This window comes from Acidovorax sp. 99 (genome assembly GCF_003096455.1).
Lineage (GTDB): Bacteria > Pseudomonadota > Gammaproteobacteria > Burkholderiales > Burkholderiaceae_C > Acidovorax > Acidovorax delafieldii.
Map to the genome: position 1 here is coordinate 4,475,770 of NZ_QEKU01000001.1, position 24,702 is coordinate 4,500,471.

General features: G+C 64.6%; 19 protein-coding genes. 12 read left to right on the forward strand and 7 right to left on the reverse strand.

The window, feature by feature from the left end:
• Positions 1-37: 37 nt before the first annotated feature.
• From C8C95_RS20595 to C8C95_RS20615, 5 genes are all read left to right on the forward strand, one after another.
• On the forward strand, positions 38-1,102 hold the full coding sequence (locus C8C95_RS20595; RefSeq protein ID WP_108499451.1) for a sensor domain-containing diguanylate cyclase: 1,065 nt from the start codon (positions 38-40) through the stop codon (positions 1,100-1,102).
• 261 nt (positions 1,103-1,363) lie between these two features.
• A complete protein-coding gene (smc, locus tag C8C95_RS20600; RefSeq protein WP_116749805.1) occupies positions 1,364-4,888 on the forward strand; it encodes a chromosome segregation protein SMC in 3,525 nt (1,174 codons plus the stop codon).
• Between the two features lie 16 nt (positions 4,889-4,904).
• Positions 4,905-6,020, forward strand: a complete 1,116-nt coding sequence (locus C8C95_RS20605; protein ID WP_116749806.1) for a cell division protein FtsZ — start codon at positions 4,905-4,907, stop codon at positions 6,018-6,020.
• Positions 6,021-6,034: 14 nt separating this feature from the next.
• Positions 6,035-8,188, forward strand: a complete 2,154-nt coding sequence (gene ligA, locus C8C95_RS20610; protein WP_116749807.1) for an NAD-dependent DNA ligase LigA — start codon at positions 6,035-6,037, stop codon at positions 8,186-8,188.
• Between the two features lie 151 nt (positions 8,189-8,339).
• Positions 8,340-10,601 carry a transglycosylase domain-containing protein gene (locus C8C95_RS20615; RefSeq protein ID WP_243415793.1) on the forward strand — a complete coding sequence of 754 codons (2,262 nt, stop codon included), beginning with the start codon at positions 8,340-8,342 and terminating at the stop codon, positions 10,599-10,601.
• 57 nt (positions 10,602-10,658) lie between these two features.
• Here the strand turns inward: C8C95_RS20615 and C8C95_RS20620 are convergent, their stop codons facing one another.
• From C8C95_RS20620 to C8C95_RS20630, 3 genes are all read right to left on the reverse strand, one after another.
• The gene (locus C8C95_RS20620) at positions 10,659-10,892 is read right to left on the reverse strand and encodes a DUF1737 domain-containing protein (protein ID WP_015014180.1); all 234 of its coding nucleotides are present in this window, start codon (positions 10,890-10,892) and stop codon (positions 10,659-10,661) included.
• Positions 10,893-10,900: 8 nt separating this feature from the next.
• Positions 10,901-11,452 carry an NUDIX hydrolase gene (locus C8C95_RS20625; RefSeq protein WP_015014179.1) on the reverse strand — a complete coding sequence of 184 codons (552 nt, stop codon included), beginning with the start codon at positions 11,450-11,452 and terminating at the stop codon, positions 10,901-10,903.
• A 100-nt stretch (positions 11,453-11,552) separates the two neighbouring features.
• Positions 11,553-12,248, reverse strand: a complete 696-nt coding sequence (locus tag C8C95_RS20630; protein ID WP_116749809.1) for a fumarylacetoacetate hydrolase family protein — start codon at positions 12,246-12,248, stop codon at positions 11,553-11,555.
• 121 nt (positions 12,249-12,369) lie between these two features.
• Between C8C95_RS20630 and C8C95_RS20635 the strand changes: the two genes are divergently transcribed.
• From C8C95_RS20635 to C8C95_RS20645, 3 genes are all read left to right on the forward strand, one after another.
• Complete coding sequence (locus C8C95_RS20635; protein ID WP_043566498.1) at positions 12,370-12,825, forward strand: MarR family transcriptional regulator; 456 nt, start codon at positions 12,370-12,372, stop codon at positions 12,823-12,825.
• 110 nt (positions 12,826-12,935) lie between these two features.
• Positions 12,936-13,604, forward strand: a complete 669-nt coding sequence (gene maiA, locus C8C95_RS20640) for a maleylacetoacetate isomerase (RefSeq protein ID WP_056062603.1) — start codon at positions 12,936-12,938, stop codon at positions 13,602-13,604.
• Positions 13,601-14,506 (forward strand): polyphenol oxidase family protein, encoded by a 906-nt coding sequence (locus C8C95_RS20645; protein ID WP_116749810.1) that lies wholly within the window; start codon positions 13,601-13,603, stop codon positions 14,504-14,506. The genes maiA and C8C95_RS20645 overlap by 4 nt, the downstream gene beginning before the upstream one ends.
• On the opposite strand, the gene C8C95_RS20650 is transcribed toward C8C95_RS20645, so the two are convergent.
• Positions 14,426-14,767, reverse strand: a complete 342-nt coding sequence (locus tag C8C95_RS20650; RefSeq protein ID WP_056745193.1) for a hypothetical protein — start codon at positions 14,765-14,767, stop codon at positions 14,426-14,428. The genes C8C95_RS20645 and C8C95_RS20650 overlap by 81 nt on opposite strands.
• Positions 14,768-14,890: 123 nt before the next feature.
• Here C8C95_RS20650 and phaC point away from each other — a divergent pair, with 123 nt between their 5' ends.
• From phaC to phbB, 4 genes are all read left to right on the forward strand, one after another.
• Positions 14,891-16,591, forward strand: coding sequence for a class I poly(R)-hydroxyalkanoic acid synthase (gene phaC / locus C8C95_RS20655; RefSeq protein ID WP_116749811.1), 1,701 nt, complete (start codon positions 14,891-14,893; stop codon positions 16,589-16,591).
• A gap of 70 nt (positions 16,592-16,661) precedes the next feature.
• Positions 16,662-17,840 (forward strand): acetyl-CoA C-acetyltransferase, encoded by a 1,179-nt coding sequence (locus tag C8C95_RS20660; RefSeq protein WP_116749812.1) that lies wholly within the window; start codon positions 16,662-16,664, stop codon positions 17,838-17,840.
• 272 nt (positions 17,841-18,112) lie between these two features.
• Positions 18,113-18,895: an EAL domain-containing protein gene (locus tag C8C95_RS20665; RefSeq protein WP_116749813.1), complete on the forward strand. Its 783-nt coding sequence runs from the start codon at positions 18,113-18,115 to the stop codon at positions 18,893-18,895.
• A 251-nt stretch (positions 18,896-19,146) separates the two neighbouring features.
• Positions 19,147-19,884: an acetoacetyl-CoA reductase gene (phbB, locus tag C8C95_RS20670; protein WP_116749814.1), complete on the forward strand. Its 738-nt coding sequence runs from the start codon at positions 19,147-19,149 to the stop codon at positions 19,882-19,884.
• 477 nt (positions 19,885-20,361) lie between these two features.
• Here phbB and C8C95_RS20675 read toward each other — a convergent pair whose 3' ends face one another.
• From C8C95_RS20675 to dapE, 3 genes are all read right to left on the reverse strand, one after another.
• Complete coding sequence (locus C8C95_RS20675; RefSeq protein WP_116749815.1) at positions 20,362-22,401, reverse strand: ATP-binding cassette domain-containing protein; 2,040 nt, start codon at positions 22,399-22,401, stop codon at positions 20,362-20,364.
• Positions 22,402-22,516: 115 nt separating this feature from the next.
• A complete protein-coding gene (gene prmB / locus C8C95_RS20680; RefSeq protein WP_116749816.1) occupies positions 22,517-23,458 on the reverse strand; it encodes a 50S ribosomal protein L3 N(5)-glutamine methyltransferase in 942 nt (313 codons plus the stop codon).
• Entirely contained in the window at positions 23,455-24,648 is a 1,194-nt protein-coding gene (dapE, locus tag C8C95_RS20685; RefSeq protein ID WP_116749817.1) for a succinyl-diaminopimelate desuccinylase, read from the reverse strand. The genes prmB and dapE overlap by 4 nt, the downstream gene beginning before the upstream one ends.
• Between the last annotated feature and the right edge of the window lie 54 nt (positions 24,649-24,702).

Below are 24,702 nucleotides of genomic sequence, written 5' to 3' on the forward strand. Positions count from 1 at the left end.
CCACCTATGATGCAGGCGCTCCACCGCTGCCGCCTTCATGTTCTTCAAAAAGCCTTCGCCGCCCGCACCCTCGCCATTGACGCAGGGCTTTGACGCGCAGCGCGAACGCTCGGTGATTGCCGAGATGCTGCTCAAGCGCTCGGCCAAGCTGATCCTGGGGCGCAGCGAGCTGGAGATCATTCGCGGGGTGTGCCAGGCCATTGTGGATGTCTCCAGCCACATCCGCCTGGCCTGGACCTGGTTCGGTCCGACCGACACGCACACCATCCGCCCGCAGGTGTTTGCAGGCCCGGCGGCGGCCTATGCCGAATCGCTGAACATCGAACGCAACCTGCTCACCCGCATTGGCCCTGCCTTCACCACGCTGGACGGCAAGTCTGCAGGCCCTTTCACGGTGTCGCAGTTTTCGCCGTTTGGGCCCTGGCGCGACGCAGCCCGCCACCACGACATCCACCACGTGCTGGCCTTGCCCATCGCCTCCACCTTCAACGGCTACAGCGGCATCTTTGTGCTGTATGCCGACCGTGATGGCTACTTTGATGAAGTCGGTGTCAGCCTGTTTGCAGGGCTGGCCGAGCTGTTCGGCTCCCTCATGACCGTGGCCGCCGAACGCCAGGAGTTGCAGCGCGCCGCCTACCACGATGCGCTCACCGGGCTGCTCAACCGCCATGCGGTGGACCTGATCGACCGGCGCGTGTACCGCGCCTCGCTGTTTGAGCCCGTCTCGTCCATCCTGTTGATGGACCTGGACCGGTTCAAGAGCATCAATGACCGTTTTGGCCACGACGCGGGCGACAAGGCCCTGCAGGCGGTGGCCCGGGTGCTGACCGACACCTTGCGGCGTGGCGACGAGATCATTCGCTGGGGCGGCGAGGAGTTTCTGGTCTGCCTGCCGCAGACCGCGCTGCCCGACGCGCTGAAGGTGGCCGAGAAACTGCGCCGCGCGGTGGAGAGCATCACCGATCCCGAGCAGCTCACCGTGTCGATTGGCGCGTGCGAAATCTCTGCACTGCAGCACCTGCCCCAGGCGGTGGCCCGCGCAGACGAAGCCCTGTTCCAGGCCAAGTCGGGTGGGCGTAACCAGGTGTGTGTGCTGCATTGATGTTTCCCGCTTTTGGCTATCAAATTTGATAGCAAATAAGCCATATCACACTAGCGCATCAGGCCGTTTTTGCCGATTTTTCGCCTGTGCAGTGCCCCCAGGCGCCACCCTCGGCCCTGGAGGCCGGGGGGCGGGCAGGCGGCGCGGTATCATTCCGGCCTTGCCCACACCCGGCCCTGCCGGTGTGTTTTACGCCGGGACTGCGCACCGGCGCCCTGGTTGACCCCCGCGTCCCTCCTGCATTTATCCGCCTTCTGATCCGTGCGTCTTACCTCGATCAAGCTCTCTGGCTTCAAGTCGTTCGCTGAACCCACCAACTTCATGCTGCCCGGGCAACTGGTGGGCGTGGTGGGCCCGAACGGTTGCGGCAAGTCCAACATCATGGACGCGGTGCGCTGGGTGCTGGGCGAGAGCAAGGCCAGCGAGCTGCGCGGCGAGAGCATGCAGGACGTGATCTTCAGCGGCACCACCACCCGCAAGCAGGCCAGCCGCGCGAGTGTGGAACTGGTGTTCGACAACTCCGATCACCGCGCCGGCGGCCAGTGGGGCCAGTACGGCGAGGTGGCCGTGCGCCGCGTGCTCACGCGCGACGGCACCAGCAGCTATTTTTTGAACAACCAGCCCGTGCGCCGCCGTGACGTGCAGGACGTGTTCCTGGGCACCGGCCTGGGGCCCCGCGCCTACGCCATCATCGGCCAGGGCACCATCAGCCGCATCATCGAAAGCCGCCCTGAGGAACTGCGCCTGTTCCTCGAAGAAGCCGCCGGAGTCTCCAAATACAAGGAGCGCCGCCGCGAGACCGAAAACCGATTGTCGGACACGCGCGAGAACCTCACGCGGGTCGAAGACATCCTGCGCGAGCTGAACGCCAACCTCGAAAAGCTCGAAAAGCAGGCCGAGGTGGCCGCCAAATACAACACGTTGCACGCCGATGCGACGCTCAAGCAGCACCAGCTGTGGTTCCTGAAGCGGGCCGAGGCCGAGGAGCAGCAGAACAAGGTGCGCCTCGATGGCCTGCAGGCCGTGAATGACCTCGAATCGCGCATGGCCGACCTGCGCGCGGTCGAGTCGGACCTCGAAACCATCCGCCAGGCCCACTACGCCGCGGGCGACCAAGTCAACCAGGCCCAAGGCAAGCTCTACGAAGCCACAGCCGAGGTCGGCAAGCTCGAAGCCGAGATCCGCTACGTGGTCGAGGGCCGCCAGCGCGTGGAGCAGCGCCTGGTGCAACTGGCAGAGCAGATCGCGCAGTGGCAGACCCGCAAGGAAGAGGCCGACATCGAGCTGGAGAACCTGGCCGGTGCGGGTGTGGACGCTGAAGAACGCGCCGAGCTGCTGGCCGCCCAGGTCGAAGAGCAGGCCATGCAGATGCCCGACCTGGAAGAGGCCCTGCGCCAGGCGCAAAGCCGCACGGCCGAGCAACGGACTGCCGTGGTGCAGGTGCAGCAGCAGATTGGCGTACTCGCTGCCGAGCAGCGCAGCTTTGACGAGCAAAGCCGCCAGCTCGATGCCCGCTTCGAGCGCCTGCGCACCGACCGCAATGCGCTGGCCGCGCCCGACGAAGCCCGCCTGACCAACTTGCGCGAGCAGCTCGAAGAAGCGCAAGAGATCGCAGAAACCACCGCAGCCCGCCTGCACGAGCTGCAGGAGTCCGTGCCCCAGCTGGACGACGACCGCCGCGCCCGCCAGCAGGCCGTCAACAGCGAAAGCGCACGCCAGGCTGAGCTGTCGGCGCGTATGGAGGCCCTCAAGGCGCTTCAGGAAAAGGTCAAGACCGACGGCAAGCTGCGCCCCTGGCTCGCCAAGCACGGCCTCGATGGCTTGCAGGGCCTGTGGAGCCGCATCCACATCGAACCCGGCTGGGAAAACGCGCTCGAAGCGGCCCTGCGCGAGCGCCTGGCCGCCTTGGAAGTAGGGCGCCTGGACATGGTGCGCGGCTTCCTGGGCTCGGGCGGCAACGACGCGCCGCCCGCGCGCCTGGCCTTCTACAGCGCCCCCGCTGCGGGCCACCCCGAAACATCGTCGCCCCATGCCCGCCTGTCGGACCTGCTGCGCCTGAACGACGCGGGCCTGCGTGCCGTGTTGGTGGACTGGCTGCAGGGCTGCTACACCGCGCCCACGCTGGACGAAGCCCTGAGCCGCCGCAGCACGCTGCAGCCCGGTGAAGTGGTGTTTGTGCCAACGGGCCATGCCGTCAGCGCCCACAGCGTGAGCTTTTATGCGCAGGACTCGGAGCAGTCCGGCATGCTGGCCCGCGCGCAGGAGATCGAGCACCTCGAAAAGGAATTGCGCGCGCAGGCACTGATCGCCGAAGAATCACGCACCGCGTTGGTCCGTGCGGAAGCGGCCTATGCCGATGCCTCGCAGCGCCTCGTGGCCGCACGCCGCGAAGCCACCGAAACACAAAGCCGTGCCCACGAGCTGCAGGTCGAAACCCTGCGCCTGACCCAGCTGGCCGAGCAGACCCGCGCCCGCAGCGCACAGATCGATGGCGACCTGGCCGAGGTCGAAGCCCAGCTGGCCGACCTGCAGGAACGCCGCGTGGCCGCCGAGGCCCGCTTTGAAGAGCTCGATATGCAGCTGGCCGACAGCCAGGAGCGCGAGGCCCAGCTGGGCGACAAGGTCATTGAGGCCGAACGCAAGCTCACCGCCTGCCGCGAACAGCAGCGCACGCTGGAGCGCCAGGCGCAGGAGGCCACGTTCTCGCAGCGCAGCCTGGAGGCGCGCCGGGGCGAACTCAACCGCTCCATCGAAACCGCCACACAACAGGCCAAGGCCCTGGCCGACGAAGAGCAGCGTGCGCGCGATGAGCTCGCCCGTCTCTCTGACGCCGCCGCCCAAGGCGGTCTGCAGGCCGCGCTGGAAGTGAAGATGGAGCGCGAAAAGGCACTGGCCGCCCAGCGCAGCGAATACGACGACCTGACCACCAAGCTGCGCGCCAGCGACGAGCGCCGCATGCAGCTGGAGCGCGCGCTCGACCCGCTGCGCCAGCGCATCACCGAGTTCCAGCTCAAGGAACAGGCCGCGCGCCTGGGCCTGGAGCAGTACACCACCTTGCTGCAAGACGCTCAGGCCGATCTGGAAGCCGTGGCGCGCTCCATCGACGAGGGCAATGTGCGCATGGGCGGCCTGCAGAGTGAAATCGACCGCCTGCACCGCGAGATTGCGGCATTGGGCGCCGTCAACCTGGCCGCGCTGGATGAATTGAAGCTCGCCAGCGAGCGCAAGGTGTTCCTCGATGCGCAGACCGCCGACCTGACCGAGGCCATGAACACGCTGGAAGACGCGATCCGCAAGATCGACGGCGAAACGCGCCAGCTGCTCTCGGGCACGTTCGACACCGTGAACGCGCACTTCGGCCGCATGTTCCCCGAGCTGTTCGGGGGCGGCCAGGCCAAGCTCATCATCACCGGTGACGAAATTCTCGACTCCGGCGTGCAGGTGATGGCCCAGCCACCCGGCAAGAAGAACCAGACTATCCACCTGCTGTCGGGGGGCGAAAAGGCCCTCACGGCCATCGCGTTGGTGTTTGCCATCTTTCAGCTCAACCCCGCGCCGTTCTGCCTGCTGGACGAGGTGGACGCGCCGCTGGACGACGCCAACACCGAGCGTTATGCCAAGCTGGTGTCCAGCATGAGCAAGGGCACACAGTTCCTGTTCATCAGCCACAACAAGATCGCGATGGAAATGGCCGAGCAACTGATCGGCGTGACCATGCAGGAGCAGGGCGTGTCGCGCATCGTGGCCGTCGACATGGAGTCGGCCCTGACGATGGTGGACGCTTGAACCCATTGATTCAAACATGAGCACATTGCAACTGAGTCTCGCCATCATCGGTGGCCTGGTGCTGGCCCTGATCGTGGCCTACAACACCTGGACCTCGCGCCGCAACGCGCCCAAGCGCGCCTTGCCCCAAGACAGTGAACATGCGGCAGAACCCGCATTGCGCCAAGAGCCCGGCTTTGATGCAGGCGCGGCCGGTGCGATGCCCCCCGGCGAGTTCCACGGCCTGGACCGAGGACCGGAGCCGTCGGAACACACCGTGGACGCGGGCGACGCCCTGCAACTGCCCGTGCCGCCGTTTTCGCCTGAGCGCCGCCCGGGGCTGGACCCGCTCATCGATGTGATCGCCTCGCTACAGCCCGAGCACGTGGTGTCCGGCGACGCGGCCCTGGCCGCACTGCCGCCCACCCGCCGCGCAGGCAGCAAGCCCTTTGCCATCGAAGGCCTGAACGAAGCCACCCAGCAGTGGGAAACCCCCGCCCCCGGTCAGCGCTACCAGTCCTTCCAGGCGGGCGTGCAACTCGCCAACCGCATGGGCGCGCTCAACGAGATCGAGTTTTCCGAGTTCGTGGTCAAGGCCCAGGCCTTTGCCGACGCCATCAACGCTGCTCCCGACTTCCCCGACATGCTGCAGGAAGTGGCCCGCGCGCGTGAGCTGGACCAGTTCGCCAGCGACCACGATGCCCAGCTCATGTTTATGCTGCGCGCCCGCCAGGCCGCCTGGAGCCCTGGCTACGTGCAGCAGAACGCGGCCCGCCTGGGCTTCGTGCCCGGCGCCATGCCCGGCCGTCTGGTGCTGCCCGCCAGCACTCAGGGCCTGCCGCCCTTGCTCACCCTGGGGTACGACACCCAGGCCGCGCTGGCCGACGACCCCGACCAGTCCGCCATCCGCGACATCACGCTGAGCCTGGATGTCGCCCAGGTCCACCGCACCGAGCAACCCTTCGCCCGCCTGCGCGACGTGGCCGCCGCCCTGTGCCAGGCCATGGACGGTGTGCTCTGCGACCAGAACGGCACCCCGCTACCCGCGATGGCCATGGACCCGATTGCCGCCGACCTGGAGCTGCTGTATGACCAGCTTGATGGGCGGGATCTGTCTGCGGGGTCGGTGCTGGCGCGGCGCCTGTTCAGCTGAGCGCTGGTGCGGCCATGACCGAGAGTTTGGATCTTTTTTCGGCCCCAGCGCCGTTGGATCAAGCGCAGCCAGCTATCAAAATCAAAGCGCTGCGCGACCAGCTGAACAAGTGGGCCCACCAGTACTACGTGCTGGACGAGCCCACCGTGCCCGACGCCGAATACGACCGTGTGTTCCGCGAGTTGCAGGCGCTAGAAGCCGCGCACCCCGATCTGGTCACCCCCGACTCCCCCACGCAGCGCGTGATTGGTGCAGTGATGGAGGGCCTGGCCCCCGTGCGCCACGCGGTGCCCATGCTCAGCATTCACACCGAAACCGACACTGAGGCCACGGGCGCCCAGGCGTTTGATGCCCGCGTGCGGCGCGAGCTGGGTCTGACGGATGCTGACCCTGCCATCGAATATGTGGCCGAGCCCAAGTTTGACGGCCTGGCCATGAGCCTGCGCTATGAAAACGGCCGCCTGGTGCAGGCCGCCACGCGCGGTGATGGCGAGGTGGGCGAGGACGTGACGCACAACATCCGCACCATTCGGCAGATTCCGCTGACCTTGCCCGACGGCGTGCCTTCTTTGCTCGAAGTGCGCGGCGAGGTCTACATGCGCCGCGCCGACTTCGACGCGCTGAACGAGCGCCAGCGGGAGCAGGGCGGCAAGACCTTTGTGAACCCACGCAATGCGGCTGCGGGTGCGGTGCGCCAGCTGGACTCCAACATCACCGCCCAGCGGCCCTTGAGTTTTTTTGCCTATGGCCTGGGCGCCATCACGCCGCCTGCCGAGGGTGGGCCCGTGTTCCGCACGCATTTCGAGATGCTGCAGACGCTGAAATCCTGGGGTTTTCCGGTGGCAGCGCAGGTACAAATTGCGGTGGGTGCTACTGAATTGGTAGCATTTCACCAGCAGGTGGGTGCCAGCCGCGATGCGCTGCCGTACGACATTGACGGCGTCGTCTACAAGGTCAACTCGCTGCAGCTGCAGCGGGACCTGGGCTTCAAGACCCGCGAACCGCGCTGGGCCGTGGCGCACAAGTACCCCGCGCAGGAGATGGCCACCAAGGTCGAAGGCATCGACGTGCAGGTGGGGCGCACCGGCAAGATCACGCCCGTGGCGCGCCTGACACCAGTTTTTGTCGGCGGAGTTACCGTCACTAATGCCACGCTGCACAACCTATTCGAAATTCGCAAAAAAGGCGTGCGGGTGGGCGATCAGGTGATCGTGCGCCGAGCCGGCGATGTGATTCCCGAAGTCGTGGGAGTGATGCCCCCACTCACGGATGCGACGGAAGTCATTTCTGTTGATGGTGTGCCCGTCAAGCGGCCTCACGGAAACCCTCCTCGCGAGATTTACGTCCCCAACTTCCGTATGCCCAAGGCCTGCCCCGTGTGTGGCAGCGCCGTGGTGCGCGAAAAGGGCGAGGCCAACCACCGCTGCACAGGCGGCCTGTTCTGCGCCGCGCAGCGCAAGGAGGCCATCCTGCACTTTGCCGCGCGCCGTGCCATGGACATCGAAGGCCTGGGCGACAAGCTGGTGGACCAGCTGGTGGATGCCAACGTGATCCGCACGCTGCCCGACCTGTACCGGCTGGGCCTCACATCGCTCATCGCGCTGGAGCGCATGGCCGAAAAATCGGCCCAGAACGTGCTGGCCGCGCTCGAAAAATCCAAGCAGACCACCTTGCCACGCTTTTTGTTCGGCCTGGGACTGCGCCATGTGGGCGAGGCCACGGCCAAGGACCTGGCGCGGCACTTTGGCACGCTGGACGCCATCATGGACGCCAGCGTGGAGCAGTTGCTGGAGGTGAATGACGTGGGCCCCGTGGTGGCGCAGAGCCTGCACACTTTCTTCCAGCAGCCGCACAACCGCGAGGTGGTCGAGCAACTGCGCGCTTGCGGCGTGACCTGGCCCGAGGGGCCGGTGGCCGAGCGCGCTCCGCAGATCCTGGCGGGCAAGACAGTGGTGCTGACCGGAACCTTGCCCACGCTGAGCCGAGACGCCGCCAAAGACCTGCTGGAGGCCGCTGGCGCCAAGGTGGCGGGCTCCGTCAGCAAAAAGACCAGCTACGTGGTGGCGGGCGAAGAAGCAGGCAGCAAGCTGGCCAAGGCCCAGGAACTGGGCGTGCCCGTGCTCGACGAAGCCGGCATGCTGGAACTGTTGTCAGGCCAGGGTGTCTGACGGAGCACGGTGCACCATGCCCGACTCTTTGTTCGCGTTCTCATTCCCCTTTCTCCTTCCTGACCGGCCCCTGGTGGGGCGGTCCTGAAGCGACCCCCAATCTCCCGGCGATTCATTGATGCACAACTGGCTGCTTTCTTTCCGGGCCCGCATGGCGGGCCTGTTGGCCTGGGTTCCCCAGCCCGTGCGGCGCCTGCTGCTGTGGACGGTGGTGGCGGTGCCCGCTGCGCTGCTGGTGTTCACGCTGGCGCTGGTGCCTTTTACTCCCGGCATCAGCGACATCCGCAAGGCCAAGAGCGAGCTGCCGGCGCAGCTCATGTCGGCCGACGGCAAGCTGCTGGCCGAATACCGCTGGGCCAACCGCGAATGGGTGGAGCTGAACCAGATTTCGCCCAACGTGGTGGACGCGCTGATAGCGACCGAGGACCACCGTTTCTACAAGCACTTCGGGCTGGACTGGCGGCGCACGGCGTCGTCGGTAGTGCTGACGCTGCGTGGGGACCCGCAGGGCGGCTCCACCATCACCCAGCAGCTGGCGCGCAACCTGTTCCCGGAGGAAATCGGGCGCTCGCGCACGCTCACGCGCAAGCTCAAGGAGGCGATCACCGCGCTCAAGATCGAGGCGTCGTATTCCAAGGACGAGATCCTGGAGACCTACCTCAACACCGTGCCGTTTCTGTACAACGCCTACGGCATCGAGATGGCCGCGCGCACCTATTTCGACAAGTCGGCCGACAAGCTCAATGTGCTGGAAAGCGCCACCCTGATTGGCATGCTCAAGGGCACGGCCTACTACAATCCGGTGCTCAACCCCGAGCGCGCGCAGGCCCGCCGCAACACGGTGCTGTCGCAGATGGTCAAGCGGGGCAAGCTCGATGCCAAGCAGTTCGAGACCCTGCAAAAACGCCCGCTGCGCATCAACTTCGAACGCCAGACGGAGGTGATGGGCCCGGCGCCGCACTTTGCGATCCAGCTGCGCAAGCAGCTCATCGACTGGGCCGACAGCAAGGGCTACAGCCTGTATTCGGACGGTCTGGTGATTCGCACCACCATCGATTCGCGCCTGCAGGCCTATGCCAACCAGGCGGTGGCACGGCAGGGCCGGCAATTGCAAGGCGTGGCAGACACCGCCTGGTCGCAGCGCAACGGCTGGGGCCCCAAGAACGAGCTGGTGCAGACCCTGGTGCGCGAGAGCGCCGAATACCGCGCCGCCGTGGACAAGGGCGACACCCCTGACGACGCCCTGAAGGCGCTGATGGATGACGCCTCCTTCATGGCCAAGCTGCGCGCCGAAAAGACGCGTGTGCAGGCGGGCTTTCTGGCGCAAGACCCGGTCACCGGCCATGTGCTGGCCTGGGTGGGCAGCCGCGACTTTGCGCAAGATCCGTTTGACCATGTGCAGGCCGCGCGCCGCCAGCCGGGCTCTACCTTCAAGCCGTTTGTGTACGGCGCCGCGTTTGCCAACGGCGCCACGCCCGAAGACACGCTGATGGATACAGCCGTCGAAATCCCGCTGGGCGGTGGCCGCGTCTGGCGCCCCACCGACGGTGGCCCGCCCAGCGACCAGCCCATGACGCTGGCCGATGGCCTCGCGCTGTCCAAGAACACCATCACCGCGCAGGTGATGCAGCAGGTGGGCCCGGCCCGCGTGGCCGAAGTGGCACGCGCCCTGGGCGTGCGGCAGTCCAAGCTGGAGGAGGTTCCGTCCCTCGCGCTGGGCACCAGCCCGGTCACGCTCAAGGAGATGATCTCGGCCTACAGCAGCATCGTGAACCTGGGCCGCTATGTGGAGCCCGTGCTCATCACCAGCATCGAAGACCGCCACGGCAAGGTGCTTGAGACCTTTGCCAAGCCCGTGCCGGAAGAGGTCTTCCAGCCCCGGGCTGCACAGACCCTGCGCAACACCATGCGCGGTGCCGTGGACCGGGGCACGGCCACGGCCATCCGCACGCGGTATGGCATCCAGGCCGACGTGGCGGGCAAGACCGGCACCACACAAGACAACACCGATGGCTGGTTCATCCTGATGCACACCCGCGTGGTGGCAGGCGCATGGGCCGGCTTCAACGACGGGCGCATCACGCTGCGCAGCGACTACTGGGGGCAGGGCGCGCGCAGTGCGTTGCCCATGGTGGGCGAGTTCATGCAGCAGGCCATCCGCAACAAGGTGATCGACGGCAACGACCGGTTCGTGGACGAGTTCGACACCAGCCCGCCGCCGCCGCCCGACAGCTCGCTCAGCACCATGCGTGACTGGATTCGTGGCCTGTTCCGCACCGACCCGCAGCAGGCCCCGGTGCCTGGCATGCCGCCCCGGCCTGCGGGTGCGAGCGGTTTGCCGCCGGTCACTACCGACCCACCGGGTTCGGTGTCGCCACCGGTGCCCGCAGAGGAGCGGGTGGGGGGCGAATGAGTGGGCGCGGCGCGGGGGTTGCGCACCGCCGGATGATGCTCGGCGACGAGGATCGTGTCAGTCCACCACGCCCGGCCACACGATGGCCTGGGCGACGATCACTGTCTGCCCGTTGAAGGTGGCCGCCGGAGAGCCGTACAGCCGATAGCCCAGCGCCAGCGCGTCGCTCACGCGGCGGCAGAAGCTGGCGTCGTCGGGACCGGTGAGCAGGCGGTAGGCGGGCAGGCCATCCGGCGGCGCGCTGGCCTGCGTGGTGTTTGCGGGTGATGCTGTGGAGGTGGCAACTGTCATGGCAGGGCCTACTCAATGTCGATGAAGTGCATGCCCATGGTGCCCGCCTTGCGGTCGGCAAAGTAGCACTCCAGCGTTTCTTTCACGGTGCGGAAGGCCAGCTCGTCCCAGGGCACCTCGTCTTCGGCAAACAGCCGCGCCTCGATGGTTTCGTAGCCCGGGTTGAACTGGTCGCTGAGCAGCGTGGCGCGGTAGAACAGGTGCACCTGGCCCACGCGGCGCACGTTCAGCAGGCTGAACAGGGGGCCGATCTCGATCTGCGCGCCGGCTTCCTCATCGGTCTCGCGCGCCGCACCCTGTGCCGTGGTTTCGTCCAGCTCCATGAAGCCTGCGGGCAGCGTCCATTTGCCCCAGCGGGGTTCGATGTTGCGCTTGCACAGCAGGATGCGGCCATCGGGCAGCGCGGGCACCGTGCCCACCACATTGAGCGGGTTCTCGTAGTGCACCGTGTTGCAGGCGGGGCAGACCGCACGCTGTTTGGTGTCGCCGTCGTCCGGCAGGCGGTACACCACGGCGGTGCCACAGGCGCGGCAATGTTTGATGGGGCTGCGGTAGGTCATGCAGGGGTTTGAGGGTCAAATGGGCTGGTAGCGCTAGTGCAACATGCGCTACCAGCTATGAAAATCGTAGCATTGCGTTCGCCTGGCCGCCCGGTGGCGCTCAGACCACGGTCAGGCGCAAAGGCGTGAGGCCACCCACACCGCCTTCGAGCGTATCGCCACGCACCACAGCGCCCACACCTTCGGGGGTGCCGGTGTAGATCAGGTCGCCGGGCTGCAGCTCCCACGCGGCCGACAGGTGCTCGATGGTCTCGGCAATGTTCCAGATCAACTGGGTCACGGTGCTGCGCTGGCGGTCTGCGCCGTTCACCTGCAGCCAGATGGGCGCGTTGGCCACATCACCTGCCTGCGCTGCCGGGGTGATGGGGCCGATGGGAGCGCTGGCGTCAAAGCCCTTGCCGATGCACCAGGGGCGGCCCTGTTTCTTCATGTCGTTCTGCAGGTCGCGGCGGGTCATGTCGAGGCCCACGGCGTAGCCATAAATGTGGCTGAAAGCGTCAGCAGCCTGGATGTTCTTGCCGCCCTTGCCAATGGCCACCACCAGCTCGATCTCGTGGTGCAGGTTGGCGGTGAGGCTGGGGTAGGGCAGCTGCCCGGTTTCGCCCGCGTTGACGACCACGATGGCATCCGCAGGCTTGAGGAAGAAGAAGGGTGGCTCGCGGCCGGTAAAGCCCATCTCCTTGGCGTGTTCTTCGTAGTTGCGGCCCACGCAGTAAATGCGGTGTACCGGAAACCGTTCGCCGCTGCCCACCACGGGCACGCTGACCACGGGGGCTGGAGGAAACACGTAGCTCATGTCTGCCTTTCAATGGTTCTGGGAATGCTGTCAGAAAACCGGGCGCAGTACCGTGCGCGCCGCAGTGTGGCAGTGTGCCATGGGCGCAGGCCCTCTGCTGGGGGGCGCTACACTCGCGCCCATGGCAAAGAGCTTCGATTTCCACAACACGCCGGGCCACCTGGTGCGCCGCGCCCACCAGCGGACCGTGGCACTTTTCATGGAAGAGACGGCCGGATTTGACGTGACGCCGGTGCAGTTCGCCATCCTGCACGAGCTGCTGGCCCAGCCGGGCGAAGACCAGGTCACCCTGGCTGCCCGCGTGGCATTCGATGCAGCCACTTCCGGCTCGGTGATCGGGCGCCTGGAAAAGCGCGGCTGGATCCGTCGCGAGCCCGACACCCGCGACCGCCGCCGCAAGCTGCTGTGGATCACCCCCGAAGGCGAAGTGGCCGCCCTGCAGATGCGCGACGCCGCCCAGCGGGTGCAGGAACGCCTGACCGCACCGCTCACCGCCCAGGAAAGCGCCGACCTGATGGTGCTGCTCTCCAAAGTCGTATACAACCACCAGGACCCGGCAGGCACTTCGGGCGCCTGACCGGCACGTCCCGCGCTCTCAGGCCCCAGAGGCTTGCCATCTGCGGCGTGCTGGCACCACGGTGCGCCGGTTCCGTATCCCACAGACCCCATCACAGGCACCGTTCTTCCATGCAGCTGTACAACTACTTCCGCTCCTCTGCCTCGTTCCGCGTGCGCATCGCGCTGCAGATCAAGGGCCTGGACTATGACTACCTGCCCGTGCACCTCGTCAAGGGCGAACACAAGGACCCCGAGTACCTGCGCCGCATTGGCGACGCACTGGTGCCCACGCTGGTGACCGACGGGGGGACGGCGCTGTCCCAGTCCATGGCCATCATCGAATACCTGGACGAAACCCACCCGACGCCCGCTTTGCTTCCCGCCACGCCGCTGGCCCGGGCCCGGGTGCGGGCGCTGGCGCAGATGGTGGCGTGCGAGATCCATCCGCTCAACAACCTGCGCGTGCTCAAGTACCTGGTGCGCGACCTGAAGGTGGATGAGGATGCCAAGAACGCCTGGTACCACCACTGGGTGCGCGGCGGTCTGGAGGCGTTTGAGCGGCAACTGGAGCTGCTGGCCCAAGAACGCGCAGCACAGGGTATGGCACCCTCGGTGCTGTGCTGGGGCGATACGCCCACGCTGGCCGACTGCTGCCTGGTGCCCCAGATCTTCAACGCCCAGCGCTTCAAGGTCAGTCTGGACGGCCTGCCACTCACCATGGGGGTGTTTGACGCCTGCATGGCACTGCCTGCATTCCAGCAGGCGCAGCCCTCGGCCTGCCCGGACAACGAAGCGTGACGCCTGTGTCATCGTCGGTCCCAAGCCAGCGCGCAGACTGGCTGGTGCCCGACTGGCCCGCACCGCCCGGTGTGCATGCGCTGTGCACCACGCGCACGGGCGGCGTGAGCCGCACACCGTACGACCAGTTCAACCTGGGCACCCATGTGGGCGACGATCCGCTGGCAGTGGCTGCCAACCGGCAGACCTTGCAGTCCGCCTTGCAATCCACCACCCCGGACGCCCGCGCGGTGTTCCTGAACCAGGTGCACGGCGATGGCGTTGTATTGCTGGATGCGAGCACTCCCGACGGCACAGAGGCCGACGCCTGCGTGGCCAGCGCACCCGGCGCCGTCTGCACCATCATGGTGGCCGACTGCCTGCCCGTGCTGCTGGCCCACCGCTCAGGCCAGGTGGTGGCTGCGGCCCACGCCGGCTGGCGCGGACTGGCCGGGCACGCAGGGCAGGGCGTGTTGGAAGCGGTTTTCAAGCATTTTTGCCATGAAGCGCTAGTGCATCATGCCTTGGTAGCTATCAAAAACGGAGCGTTAACGCCAGACTCTCCGGCCCCTGCAGAGCTTGCTGCCCACACGCTGGCCTGGTTGGGCCCCTGCATTGGCCCCACGGCTTTCGAGGTCGGGGCGGAGGTGCGTGCAGCGTTCTGCGACGCGCCGGGCGCATTGGGCGCTGCGGCTGCTCCATGTTTTGTGGCCCGTCCCGACGCACCGGGCAAGTACCTGTGCGATCTGGCAGGGCTGGCCCGGCTGCGGCTGCGTGCCATGGGCATCACGCACATTTACGGCAACGACAGCACCCCGCCGTGGTGCACTGTCACGCAGGCCTCAAGGTTCTTTTCGCACCGCCGCGACAGCGCCGCCCTCGGCGGCAGCGGGCGCTTTGCCGCCTGCATCTGGCGCGGCTGACGCTGCCGGCTCGGCTCCCGCATCGGCCACGCGGGCCGCAGCCTGCTCCGCGTCATACGCAGCCTGTTCGGCCGCCTCCCGTTCCTTGATCTTGCGCTTGCGCGAAGGCGTGCCCAGGATGTACACCAGGATGCCCATGGGCAGCAGGCCATACAGCGCAAACGTGATGATGGCGCCCAGCACGGTGCCCTGCGGACTGGTGGCCTCGGCCACCGCCATCATGAGAGTGACGTAGGTCCAGGCGATGACGATGAGGTACATTGGTTTGTGTGCACTGAAAGCGTTGAATTCGTTGCCATGCACCATGGCGGTGGGCAACAATGAACCCGCGAAACAAAAATCAGGCCCCAGCCGCTGTGAGCGACCAACCATCGAGGAATGAGCATGACTTCTGAATCACCCTGGGCCGAGAGCGCCCAGCAGTTCCAGCAGATTTTCGGGCAAAGCTGGTCGCAGGCGCTGCAATCGTTCCAGAAACTGGACCTGGGGGCGCAGGTACCCACCGCCGCACCCCTGAAGCTGTCGCAAACCAAGCTGCAGGCATTGCAGCAGCAATACCTCAAAGAAGCGCAGGACCTCTGGGCGCAGGGCCTGCAGGGCACCCCCGAGGTCAAGGACAAGCGTTTTGCCGGTGAGGGCTGGGCCAGCAACCCTGTGGCAGCGTTTTCCGCCGCCGCCTACCTGCTCAATGCACGGACTCTGATGGGGCTGGCCGAGGCGGTCGAGGCCGACGAAAAGACCAAGGCCCGCATCCGATTTGGCGTGGAGCAGTGGATGGCAGCCATGGCGCCCAGCAACTTCCTCGCCTTCAATGCCGAAGCGCAGAAAAAAGCCATTGAGACCAAGGGCGAGAGCATTGCCAAGGGCATGCAGAACCTGCTGCACGACATCACCCAGGGCCACGTGTCGATGACCGACGAAAGCCTGTTCGAGGTAGGCCGCAATGTGGCCACCACCGAAGGCGCTGTGGTGTTCGAAAACGAGCTGTTCCAGCTGCTCGAATACAAGCCCCTCACGGCCAAGGTGTACGAGCGCCCGTTCCTGCTGGTGCCGCCCTGCATCAACAAGTTCTATATCCTCGACCTGCAGCCCGAGAACTCGCTGATCCGCTACGCGGTGGAACAAGGCCACCGCACCTTCGTGGTGAGCTGGCGCAACCCTGATGACAGCCTGGCCCACAAGACCTGGGACGACTACGTGGAAGACGGCGCCATGGCCGCCATCGACGTAGTGCAGAACATCACCGGTGCCGAGCAGATCAACGCGCTGGGTTTTTGCGTGGGCGGCACCATCCTGTCCAATGCGCTGGCCGTGCTGGCAGCGCGCGGCGACGAGCCCGTGGCCAGTGCCACCTTCCTCACCACGCTGATCGACTTCACCGACACCGGCATTCTGGACGTGTTCATCGATGAAGCGTTCGTCAAGTTCCGCGAGATGCAGATGGGCCATGGCGGGCTGATGAAGGGGCAGGACCTGGCGTCCACCTTCAGCTTCTTGCGACCCAACGATCTGGTCTGGAACTACGTGGTGGGCAACTACCTCAAGGGCGAAACGCCGCCGCCGTTTGACCTGCTGTACTGGAACAGCGACAGCACCAATCTTCCCGGCCCGTTCTACGCCTGGTACCTGCGCAATTTCTACCTCGAAAACAACCTGGTCAAGCCGGGCAAGCTCACCGTGTGCGGCGAAAAGCTGGACCTGGGCAGCCTCGACCTGCCTGTCTATATCTATGGCTCGCGCGAAGACCACATCGTGCCCGCCACGGCCGCTTATGCGTCCACCCAGGTGCTGCCGGGCAAGAAGCGTTTTGTGATGGGCGCCTCAGGCCACATCGCGGGCGTGATCAACCCACCCTCCAAGGGCAAGCGCAGCCACTGGACCCGCGCCGACGGCAAGTTCCCAGGCACGCTGGACCAATGGCTGGAAGGCGCTAACGAGCACCCCGGCAGCTGGTGGACCGACTGGTCAGGCTGGCTCAAGAGCCATGCGGGCAAACAGATTGCCGCGCCCAAGGCCTATGGCAAAGGCACCAAGTTCAAGGCCATCGAGCCCGCGCCCGGCCGCTATGTCAAGCAGAAAGCCTGATACGCAAAAGTCCTGACTTTTGGCGCTGCGAGAATCACTGAACCACCACTCACCACTACAAGGACATTCCATGGAAGACATCGTCATCGTTTCTGCCGCTCGCACTGCTGTGGGCAAGTTTGGTGGCTCGCTGGCCAAGACGCCTGCGACCGAACTCGGCGCTATCGTGATCCGTGAAGCGATCGCGCGCGCAGGTCTCTCGTCCGACCAGATTGGCGAAGTCATCATGGGCCAGGTGCTGGCAGCTGGCGTGGGCCAGAACCCCGCACGTCAGGCCTCCATGAAGGCGGGCGTGGCCAAGGAAACTCCTGCACTCACCATCAACGCAGTGTGCGGCTCCGGTTTGAAGGCCGTCATGCTGGCTGCCCAGGCTGTGGCCTGGGGCGACAGCGAGATCGTCGTGGCCGGCGGCCAGGAGAGCATGAGCCTGGCGCCGCACGTGCTGCCCAACTCGCGCGACGGCCAGCGCATGGGCGACTGGAAGCTGATCGACACCATGATCGTGGACGGCTTGTGGGACGTGTACAACCAGTACCACATGGGCATCACGGCTGAAAACGTGGCCAAGCAGTACGGCATCACCCGCGACATGCAGGACGCACTGGCCCTGGCCAGCCAGCAAAAGGCAGCTGCTGCACAAGATGCTGGCAAGTTCGCCGATGAAATCGTCGGCGTGAGCCTGGCGCAGAAGAAGGGTGACCCCATCCTGTTCAACACCGACGAGTACCTCAACCGCAAGACCAACGCTGAAGCCCTGGCCGGCCTGCGCCCCGCCTTTGACAAGGCGGGCAGCGTGACCGCCGGCAACGCATCGGGCCTGAACGATGGCGCCGCCGCTGTGGTGGTGATGAGCGCCAAGAAGGCTGCCGCCCTTGGCCTCAAGCCTCTGGCGCGCATCGCCGCTTTTGGCACCAGCGGCCTGGACCCTGCCACCATGGGCATGGGCCCCGTGCCGGCCTCGCGCAAGGCCTTGCAGCGCGCAGGCTGGAACGCCGCCGATGTGGACCTGTTCGAGCTGAACGAAGCCTTCGCCGCACAGGCCTGCGCTGTGAACAAGGAACTGGCCATTGACCCCGCCAAGGTCAACGTGAACGGAGGCGCCATCGCCATCGGCCACCCCATCGGCGCGTCGGGCTGCCGCATTCTGGTCACGCTATTGCACGAAATGCAGCGCCGTGACGCGAGGAAGGGCCTGGCCGCGCTGTGTATCGGTGGTGGCATGGGCGTGTCGCTGGCTTTGGAGCGCTGAGCCTCAGCTTCAGCTTGGGGCAATTGGCGTGGTGCCTACGGCGCGTTGATCGAAGTCACTGCCAGTCTCAGTCAAAAGGCCGCATTTCCATGCGGCCTTTTTTATTGGTTTTGCTGAACGGACGGGACAGAGAGCGGATTGGCAGCCTCTGCGAGTGTTGTGTCCGGATCGCAACCTTTTAACCCAGATAGCTTTGCGACAAGCGAAAGGCTTTGCTTTGCACTGGTGCTGGGAGAGCGCAATTTTGTACTGATGCGTTACGATGTTTGTCCATGACAGTGACCATTTTTGCCCAACCCTTCGAACCTGTGGGCTGCCAATCCTGTCGTGACAAGACGCAGCTTCCGTTCGATTTCACGATGGCGTTCCAGCCCATCATGGACCTGGAGTTGGATCGCCCATTCGCCTACGAAGCGTTGGTGCGCGGTGCAGATGGCGAGTCGGCCGGGACGGTGCTGTCGTGGGTGGATGACACCAACCGCTACCGGTTTGACCAGGCGTGCCGCGTCAAGGCCATTGAACTAGCGTCGCGCCTGGGGCTCGCCAGCCTGCCAGACTGCCGACTGAGCATCAACTTCCTGCCCAATGCGGTGTATCGGCCCGAGACCTGCATCCGCGCCACCATGGAGGCGGCTGAAGAGTTCGATTTTCCGCACAACCGGATCATGTTCGAGGTGACGGAGGGCGAGCAGGTCAGCAATGGTGCACACCTGAAGTCGATCTTCAATGAATACCGGCGCCAGGGCCTCATTACGGCCATCGACGACTTTGGTGCGGGCTACGCGGGGCTGAACATGCTGGTGCAATTTCAGCCGCATGTGCTCAAGATCGACATGGAGCTGATTCGCAACATCGATCAGGACCCCGTGCGACAGGCGATCGTGTGCGGCATTGCGCTGGTCTGCCAACGGCTGTCCATCGACATTGTGGCGGAAGGCATTGAAACATCGGCTGAGTCCACCTACCTGGGTTCGGTGGGCGTTCGCTACCAGCAAGGTTATCTGTTCGCCAAGCCGGGATGGGAATCCTTGCCGCTGGCGCCACGGCACGTCTAGCGCAACACAGCGCCTGCATTTCAAGCCAGTCCTTGGGGGCTGCCGCAGTCCACAGCAGCCAATCCGCTGCCTCCATTTGGTGCATCTGAAGGCGCTACGCCGGTGACGCGTCGATAAGCGTGCCTCGCGTCAGCTGTGTGACGCATGTGGATATGTCAAAAAGGAAAGGGCTTCAGTGTTTTCCTTCACGGCAGTGCCCAATTTCTTCGGTAGAGTGGGTCCTGAGCCAATCACTAACAAGGAGAAATCACATGAGCCAGAAAGTCGCGTATGTCACCGGTGGCATGGGAGGCATCGGTACCGCCATTTGCCAGCGCCTGCACAAGGAAGGTTTCAAAGTCATCGCTGGTTGCGGCCCGACACGGGACCACGCCAAATGGCTGGCAGAGCAAAAGGCCCTGGGCTACACGTTTTATGCGTCGGTCGGTAACGTGGGTGATTGGGAGTCCACCGTGGAAGCCTTTGGCAAGACCAAGGCAGAGCACGGCACCATTGACGTGCTGGTGAACAACGCTGGCATCACACGCGACCGCATGTTCCTCAAGATGTCGCGCGAAGACTGGGACGCCGTGATCGAAACCAACCTCAACAGCATGTTCAATGTCACCAAACAGGTGGTGTCTGACATGGTGGAAAAGGGCTGGGGCCGCATCATCAACATCAGCTCCGTCAACGGCGAAAAAGGTCAGGCGGGGCAAACCAACTATTCCGCCGCCAAGGCAGGCATGCATGGCTTCTCGATGGCGCTGGCGCAGGAACTGGCCACCAAGGGCGTCACCGTCAATACGGTAAGCCCAGGCTACATCGGCACTGACATGGTCAAGGCAATCCGTCCGGATGTTCTGGAAAAGATTGTCGCCACGGTGCCTGTCAAACGCCTGGGTGAGCCCAGCGAGATTGCATCGATTATCGCCTGGCTGGCCTCGGAAGAGGGCGGATACGCCACCGGTGCAGACTTTTCGGTCAATGGCGGCCTGCACATGGGCTAAAGGCTGTTCCGTCCTTTTGGACCAACAAAAAACCCCGCATCTGCGGGGTTTTTTGTTGGGACTTGCAAGAATCGCGGAGGTTAACTCCGACCTTGCTATGGTCCACCTGAGAAATATGGAGCTAATGTGGCCACATTTCTCATGCCTTGGTATGGTTTATGCTTGATGTGCACTGTGTAGCTACACAACAGAGGCAAGGCCGCAGGGCTTTCAGAAGCGGGCCGGTGCGCGCTTACGGTCGCGTTCGTCTTCGGGCCAAGCGGACAAGATTGCGGTGGTATTCATGGTGGAAAACTCCTGTGATGTACCAACAACGCGGGCGGTCCACAGTCCGTTGACAACCTTTCGCAAAAAAATGCAACCGCAATAGCCTGTAGATTTACACTAAAAATAGCTACACATTTGGTAGCATAAAAGCGATATGGGTCAATGGAAAGTCCGAAAAATTCTGGAAAGAATTTACAGGACTTTACATCTCTAACCCACCGAGGCCGCTGAAATTTCTTCGAGTTCGGAAGAAATTTCCAGCCAACGCTCTTCCAGTTTTTCCGTTTCATCATTTCCTGCTTTCAATCGCCGGCCGCACTCGGCGATCTCTGCAGGAGGCAAGGCTTCCGTCAGTTTTTGCTCCAATTGGGTGCGTTCTGCGCTCAGGGCGGTCAAGCGTTTATCGATCTGTTCCAGCTCTTTTTTGAGTGGCCGGGTCTTTTCGGCCAGCTGCTGGCGCGTTTGAGCGTCAAGCTTGCGCTGCTCGCGCCCATCACGCGAAGGGGACAGAGCGGGAGCCGGTGCTGGCGCGGCAACGGAGGCCAGAGCGACCACCGGTGTCGGTGTTGCGGCGGGCGCTGCTGCAGGAGCTTGTGAGGCCAGCGCCTGCTCGGCAAGGCGTGCTTCTTCGCGCAGGCGCTTGGACTCTTCGAGCAGGTAACGTTGATAGTCGTCCAGGTCGCCATCGAACGGGCCGACCACACCTCGGCCCACCATCCAGAAGTCCTCGCAGACCGAGCGCAGCAGGGCGCGGTCGTGGCTGACCAGCATCACAGTGCCATCGAAGTCGTTGAGCGCCATCGCCAGGGCCTCGCGGGTGGCCAGGTCCAGGTGGTTGGTAGGCTCGTCCAGCAGCAGCAGATTGGGGCGCTGCCATACGATCATGGCCAGCACCAGGCGCGCTTTTTCACCGCCGCTCATGGTGCCCACGGCCTGCTTGACCATGTCCCCGGTGAAGTTGAAGCTGCCTAGGTAGCTGCGCAGATCCTGCTCCCGGCTGGGTTGCTTGGCATCAGGCCCCAGCTCTTTGGCCAAGCGGATCATGTGCTCCAGCGGGTGTTCGCTGGGGCGCAGCACGTCGAGTTCCTGCTGGGCAAAGTAGCCAATGTTCAGGCCCTTGCCCTCGGTGATGCTGCCGCCCAATGCTTTCATGGTGCGCGCAATGGTCTTGACCAGCGTGGACTTGCCCTGACCGTTGGCGCCCAGGATGCCGATGCGCTGCCCCGCCAGCACCGAACGGTTGACGCCCGTAAGAATGGTGGTGGGCGTACCCTCGTCGTCCACATAGCCGAACGAGGCGTCGCTGATGGCCAGCATTGGGTTGGGCAAGTTGGCCGGTTCCTTGAACTCGAAAGTGAAGTCCGCCTCGGCGAGCACAGGCCCGATTTTCTCCATGCGTTCGAGTTGCTTGACCCGGCTTTGCGCCTGCTTGGCCTTGCTGGCCTTGGCCTTGAAGCGGTCGATGAATTTCTGCAGGTGGGCCATCTTCTCCTGCTGCTTGGCAAAGCTGGCCTGTTGCAGTTCGAGCTGCTGGGCGCGCAGTTCTTCAAACTTGCTGTAGTTGCCGCCGTAGCGGTTCAACTCGCCTTGCTGGATTTGCAGGGTGACGTTGGTGATGGCGTCCAGGAACTCGCGGTCGTGGCTGATCACGATCATGGTGCCCGCGTAGCGCTTGAGCCAGGCTTCGAGCCAGACCAGGGCGTCCAAATCCAAGTGATTGGTGGGCTCGTCCAGCAGCAGCAGGTCGCTGGGACACATCAGCGCGCGAGCCAGTTGCAGTCGCATGCGCCAGCCACCGGAGAAGCTGTTGACGGGCTGGTCAAGTTCGCTCACGCGAAAACCCAGGCCCAGGATCAGCGCCTGGGCACGCGCCACGGCATCGTGCGCGCCGGCGTCATGCAGGTCCGAATAGGCATGGGCAATGGCCATCCCATCGTCGCTGGCCTCGGCTTCGGCCAACTGGCGTTGCACCTCGGCCAGACGCGTGTCGCCTTCGAGCACAAAATCGGTGGCCGACTGGTCGGTCTCGGGCATGTTCTGCGCGACCTCGGCCATCCGCCAGCTCGACGGGATGTGAAAATCCCCGCCATCTTCATGGAGCTTGCCACTGAGCAGCGCAAACAGGCTGGACTTGCCCGCGCCATTGCGGCCCACAAGCCCGACGCTTTCGCCGGGGTTGATGGTGGTGGACACGCTGTCGAGCACGACTTTCGTGCCTCGGCGCAGGGTAACGTTCTTGAGGGTGATCATCCGGGAATCAGAAAAAAGCGCACCCGCACGAGGCGGGTGGCATGCAAAACTCTGGGGGCCAGCGCAACTGCCAACGGCACAGCCGCTGCAGCTGCCAAAGGTGGCGTAAAGGGCTCTATTGTGCCGTGAGCCGGGTTTGGGCGGCCAGCGCCTGCCGGGTGACCAGCAAAACCTGGTCTTCTCCTGCACTGGTATCGAGCCAGAAAACCGGCAATTGCGGAAAGGCCGCCTCGAAATAGGCGCGCTCGTTGCCGATCTCCAGAATGATCACAGCGTCTTCGCTCATGCAAGCGGGCGCGGCAGCAAACAGCTGGCGCACAAAGTCCATGCCGTCCTTGCCACCGGCGAGGGCCAGTTCGGGCTCTGCGCGGTATTCGCTGGGCAGCACGGCCATGCTGTCGGCGTTGACGTAGGGCGGGTTGCACAGGATCAGGTCCCAGGGGCCGGGCAGGGCACTCAGTCCGTCGGACAACTGCAAGGTGATACGGTCCTGCAGCCCATGTTTGTCCACATTGATGCGTGCCACGGCCAAGGCGTCGGGCGAAATATCGGCACCGGTCACTTCGACTTCGGGCCAGGCCATCGCCGCCAGCACAGCCAGGCTGCCGTTGCCCGTGCAAAGGTCCAGCACCCGATGGGTGCGGTCGCTCAGGAAATCGTCCACGCTGCCGTCCACCAGCAGCTCTGCAATGAAGCTGCGCGGCACGATGGCGCGCTCGTCCACATAGAACGGCACGCCCTGGAGCCAGGCCTCGCGCGTGAGGTAGGCGGCAGGCTTGCGACTGGCAATGCGTTCTTCAAAAAGTGTAGCAACCAACGCTTTTTCTGCGGGCGCTACCGGCTTGTTTTTGATGGACTCGGGTGCGTCGGAGAGGTCGCTATCCAGCGGCAGGCCCAGGCGCCACAACACGAGCCATGCAGCTTCGTCGTGCGCATTGGTGGTGCCATGGCCGAACGAGACGCCGGCCGACTCCAGCTGCTGAGAGCCCCATTCGATCAGGGCGCCAACGGTGTCACCTGCAACTGCCGGTGGGTTGTGGCTGGGTGCCTTGCTCATGCGACCACCGCCTGGGCCGCCAGGGCCTGTGCATGCAGGTTCTCCAGCGTGCGGCGGTAGATGTTCTTGAGCGGCTCGATATCGGACACCACCACATGCTCGTCGATCTTGTGGATCGTTGCGTTGGACGGGCCCAGCTCGATCACCTGGGGGCAGATCTGCGCAATGAAACGCCCGTCGCTGGTACCACCGGTGGTGGAGAGTTCGGTGGTGATGCCCGTCTCGGAGGCGATGGCCTGCTGCACGGCGCCCACCAGTTCACCGGGCGTGGTGAGGAAGGGCTGGCCGCCCAGCGTCCAGCGCAGGTCATATTCGAGGCCGTGGCGGTCGAGCACGGCGTGCACGCGCTGCTGCAGCCCCTCTGCCGTCGATTCGGTCGAGAAGCGGAAGTTGAAGTCGATCACCACCTCACCCGGGATCACGTTGGTGGCGCCGGTGCCGCCATGGATGTTGCTGATCTGCCAGCTGGTGGGCGGAAAGAAGGCATTGCCGTTGTCCCACGCGGTGGAAGCCAGTTCTGCCAGGGCGGGCAGGGCTTGGTGGATGGGGTTGCGGGCCAGTTGTGGGTAGGCGATGTGGCCTTGGACACCGCGGACGCTGAGCTTGCCACTCAAGGTGCCACGCCGTCCATTCTTGATCATGTCACCGGTTTTCTCGACCGAGGTCGGTTCACCCACGATGCAGTAATCAAGCTTTTCGCCACGCGCCTGGAGCTGCTCGACCACGACCTTGGTGCCGTCAACGGAAGGACCTTCCTCGTCACTGGTCAGCAAAAAGGCCAGCTCGATCAGCGGTGCGGGCGTGGCGGCCAGGAACTCTTCCACCGCGACCACAAAGGCTGCGATGGAGGTCTTCATGTCGCTCGCACCCCGGCCATAGAGCTTGCCGTCCTTGTGGGTGGGCACGAATGGGTCACTGCTCCACTGGGCCAGCGGGCCAGTGGGGACGACATCGGTATGGCCTGCGAATACTACTGTTTTGATAGCGGATGAGGCATGATTCACTAGCGCTACCGGTCGCTTTGCCCACAAATTGCTGACACGGAAGTCTGTGGGGCCACTGTCCAGTCGTTCGCACACAAACCCGAGCGGAGCGAGCCGTGTGGCCAGCAGATCCAGGCAGCCGGCGTCCTCCGGCGTGATGGAGGGCAGGGAGATGAGCTGTTCAGCCAGGTGCAGGGTACGGGACATGGGATGGGGTCAGGGAATGGAGACAGGCAGCCGGGCTGCGATCATGGGTACAGG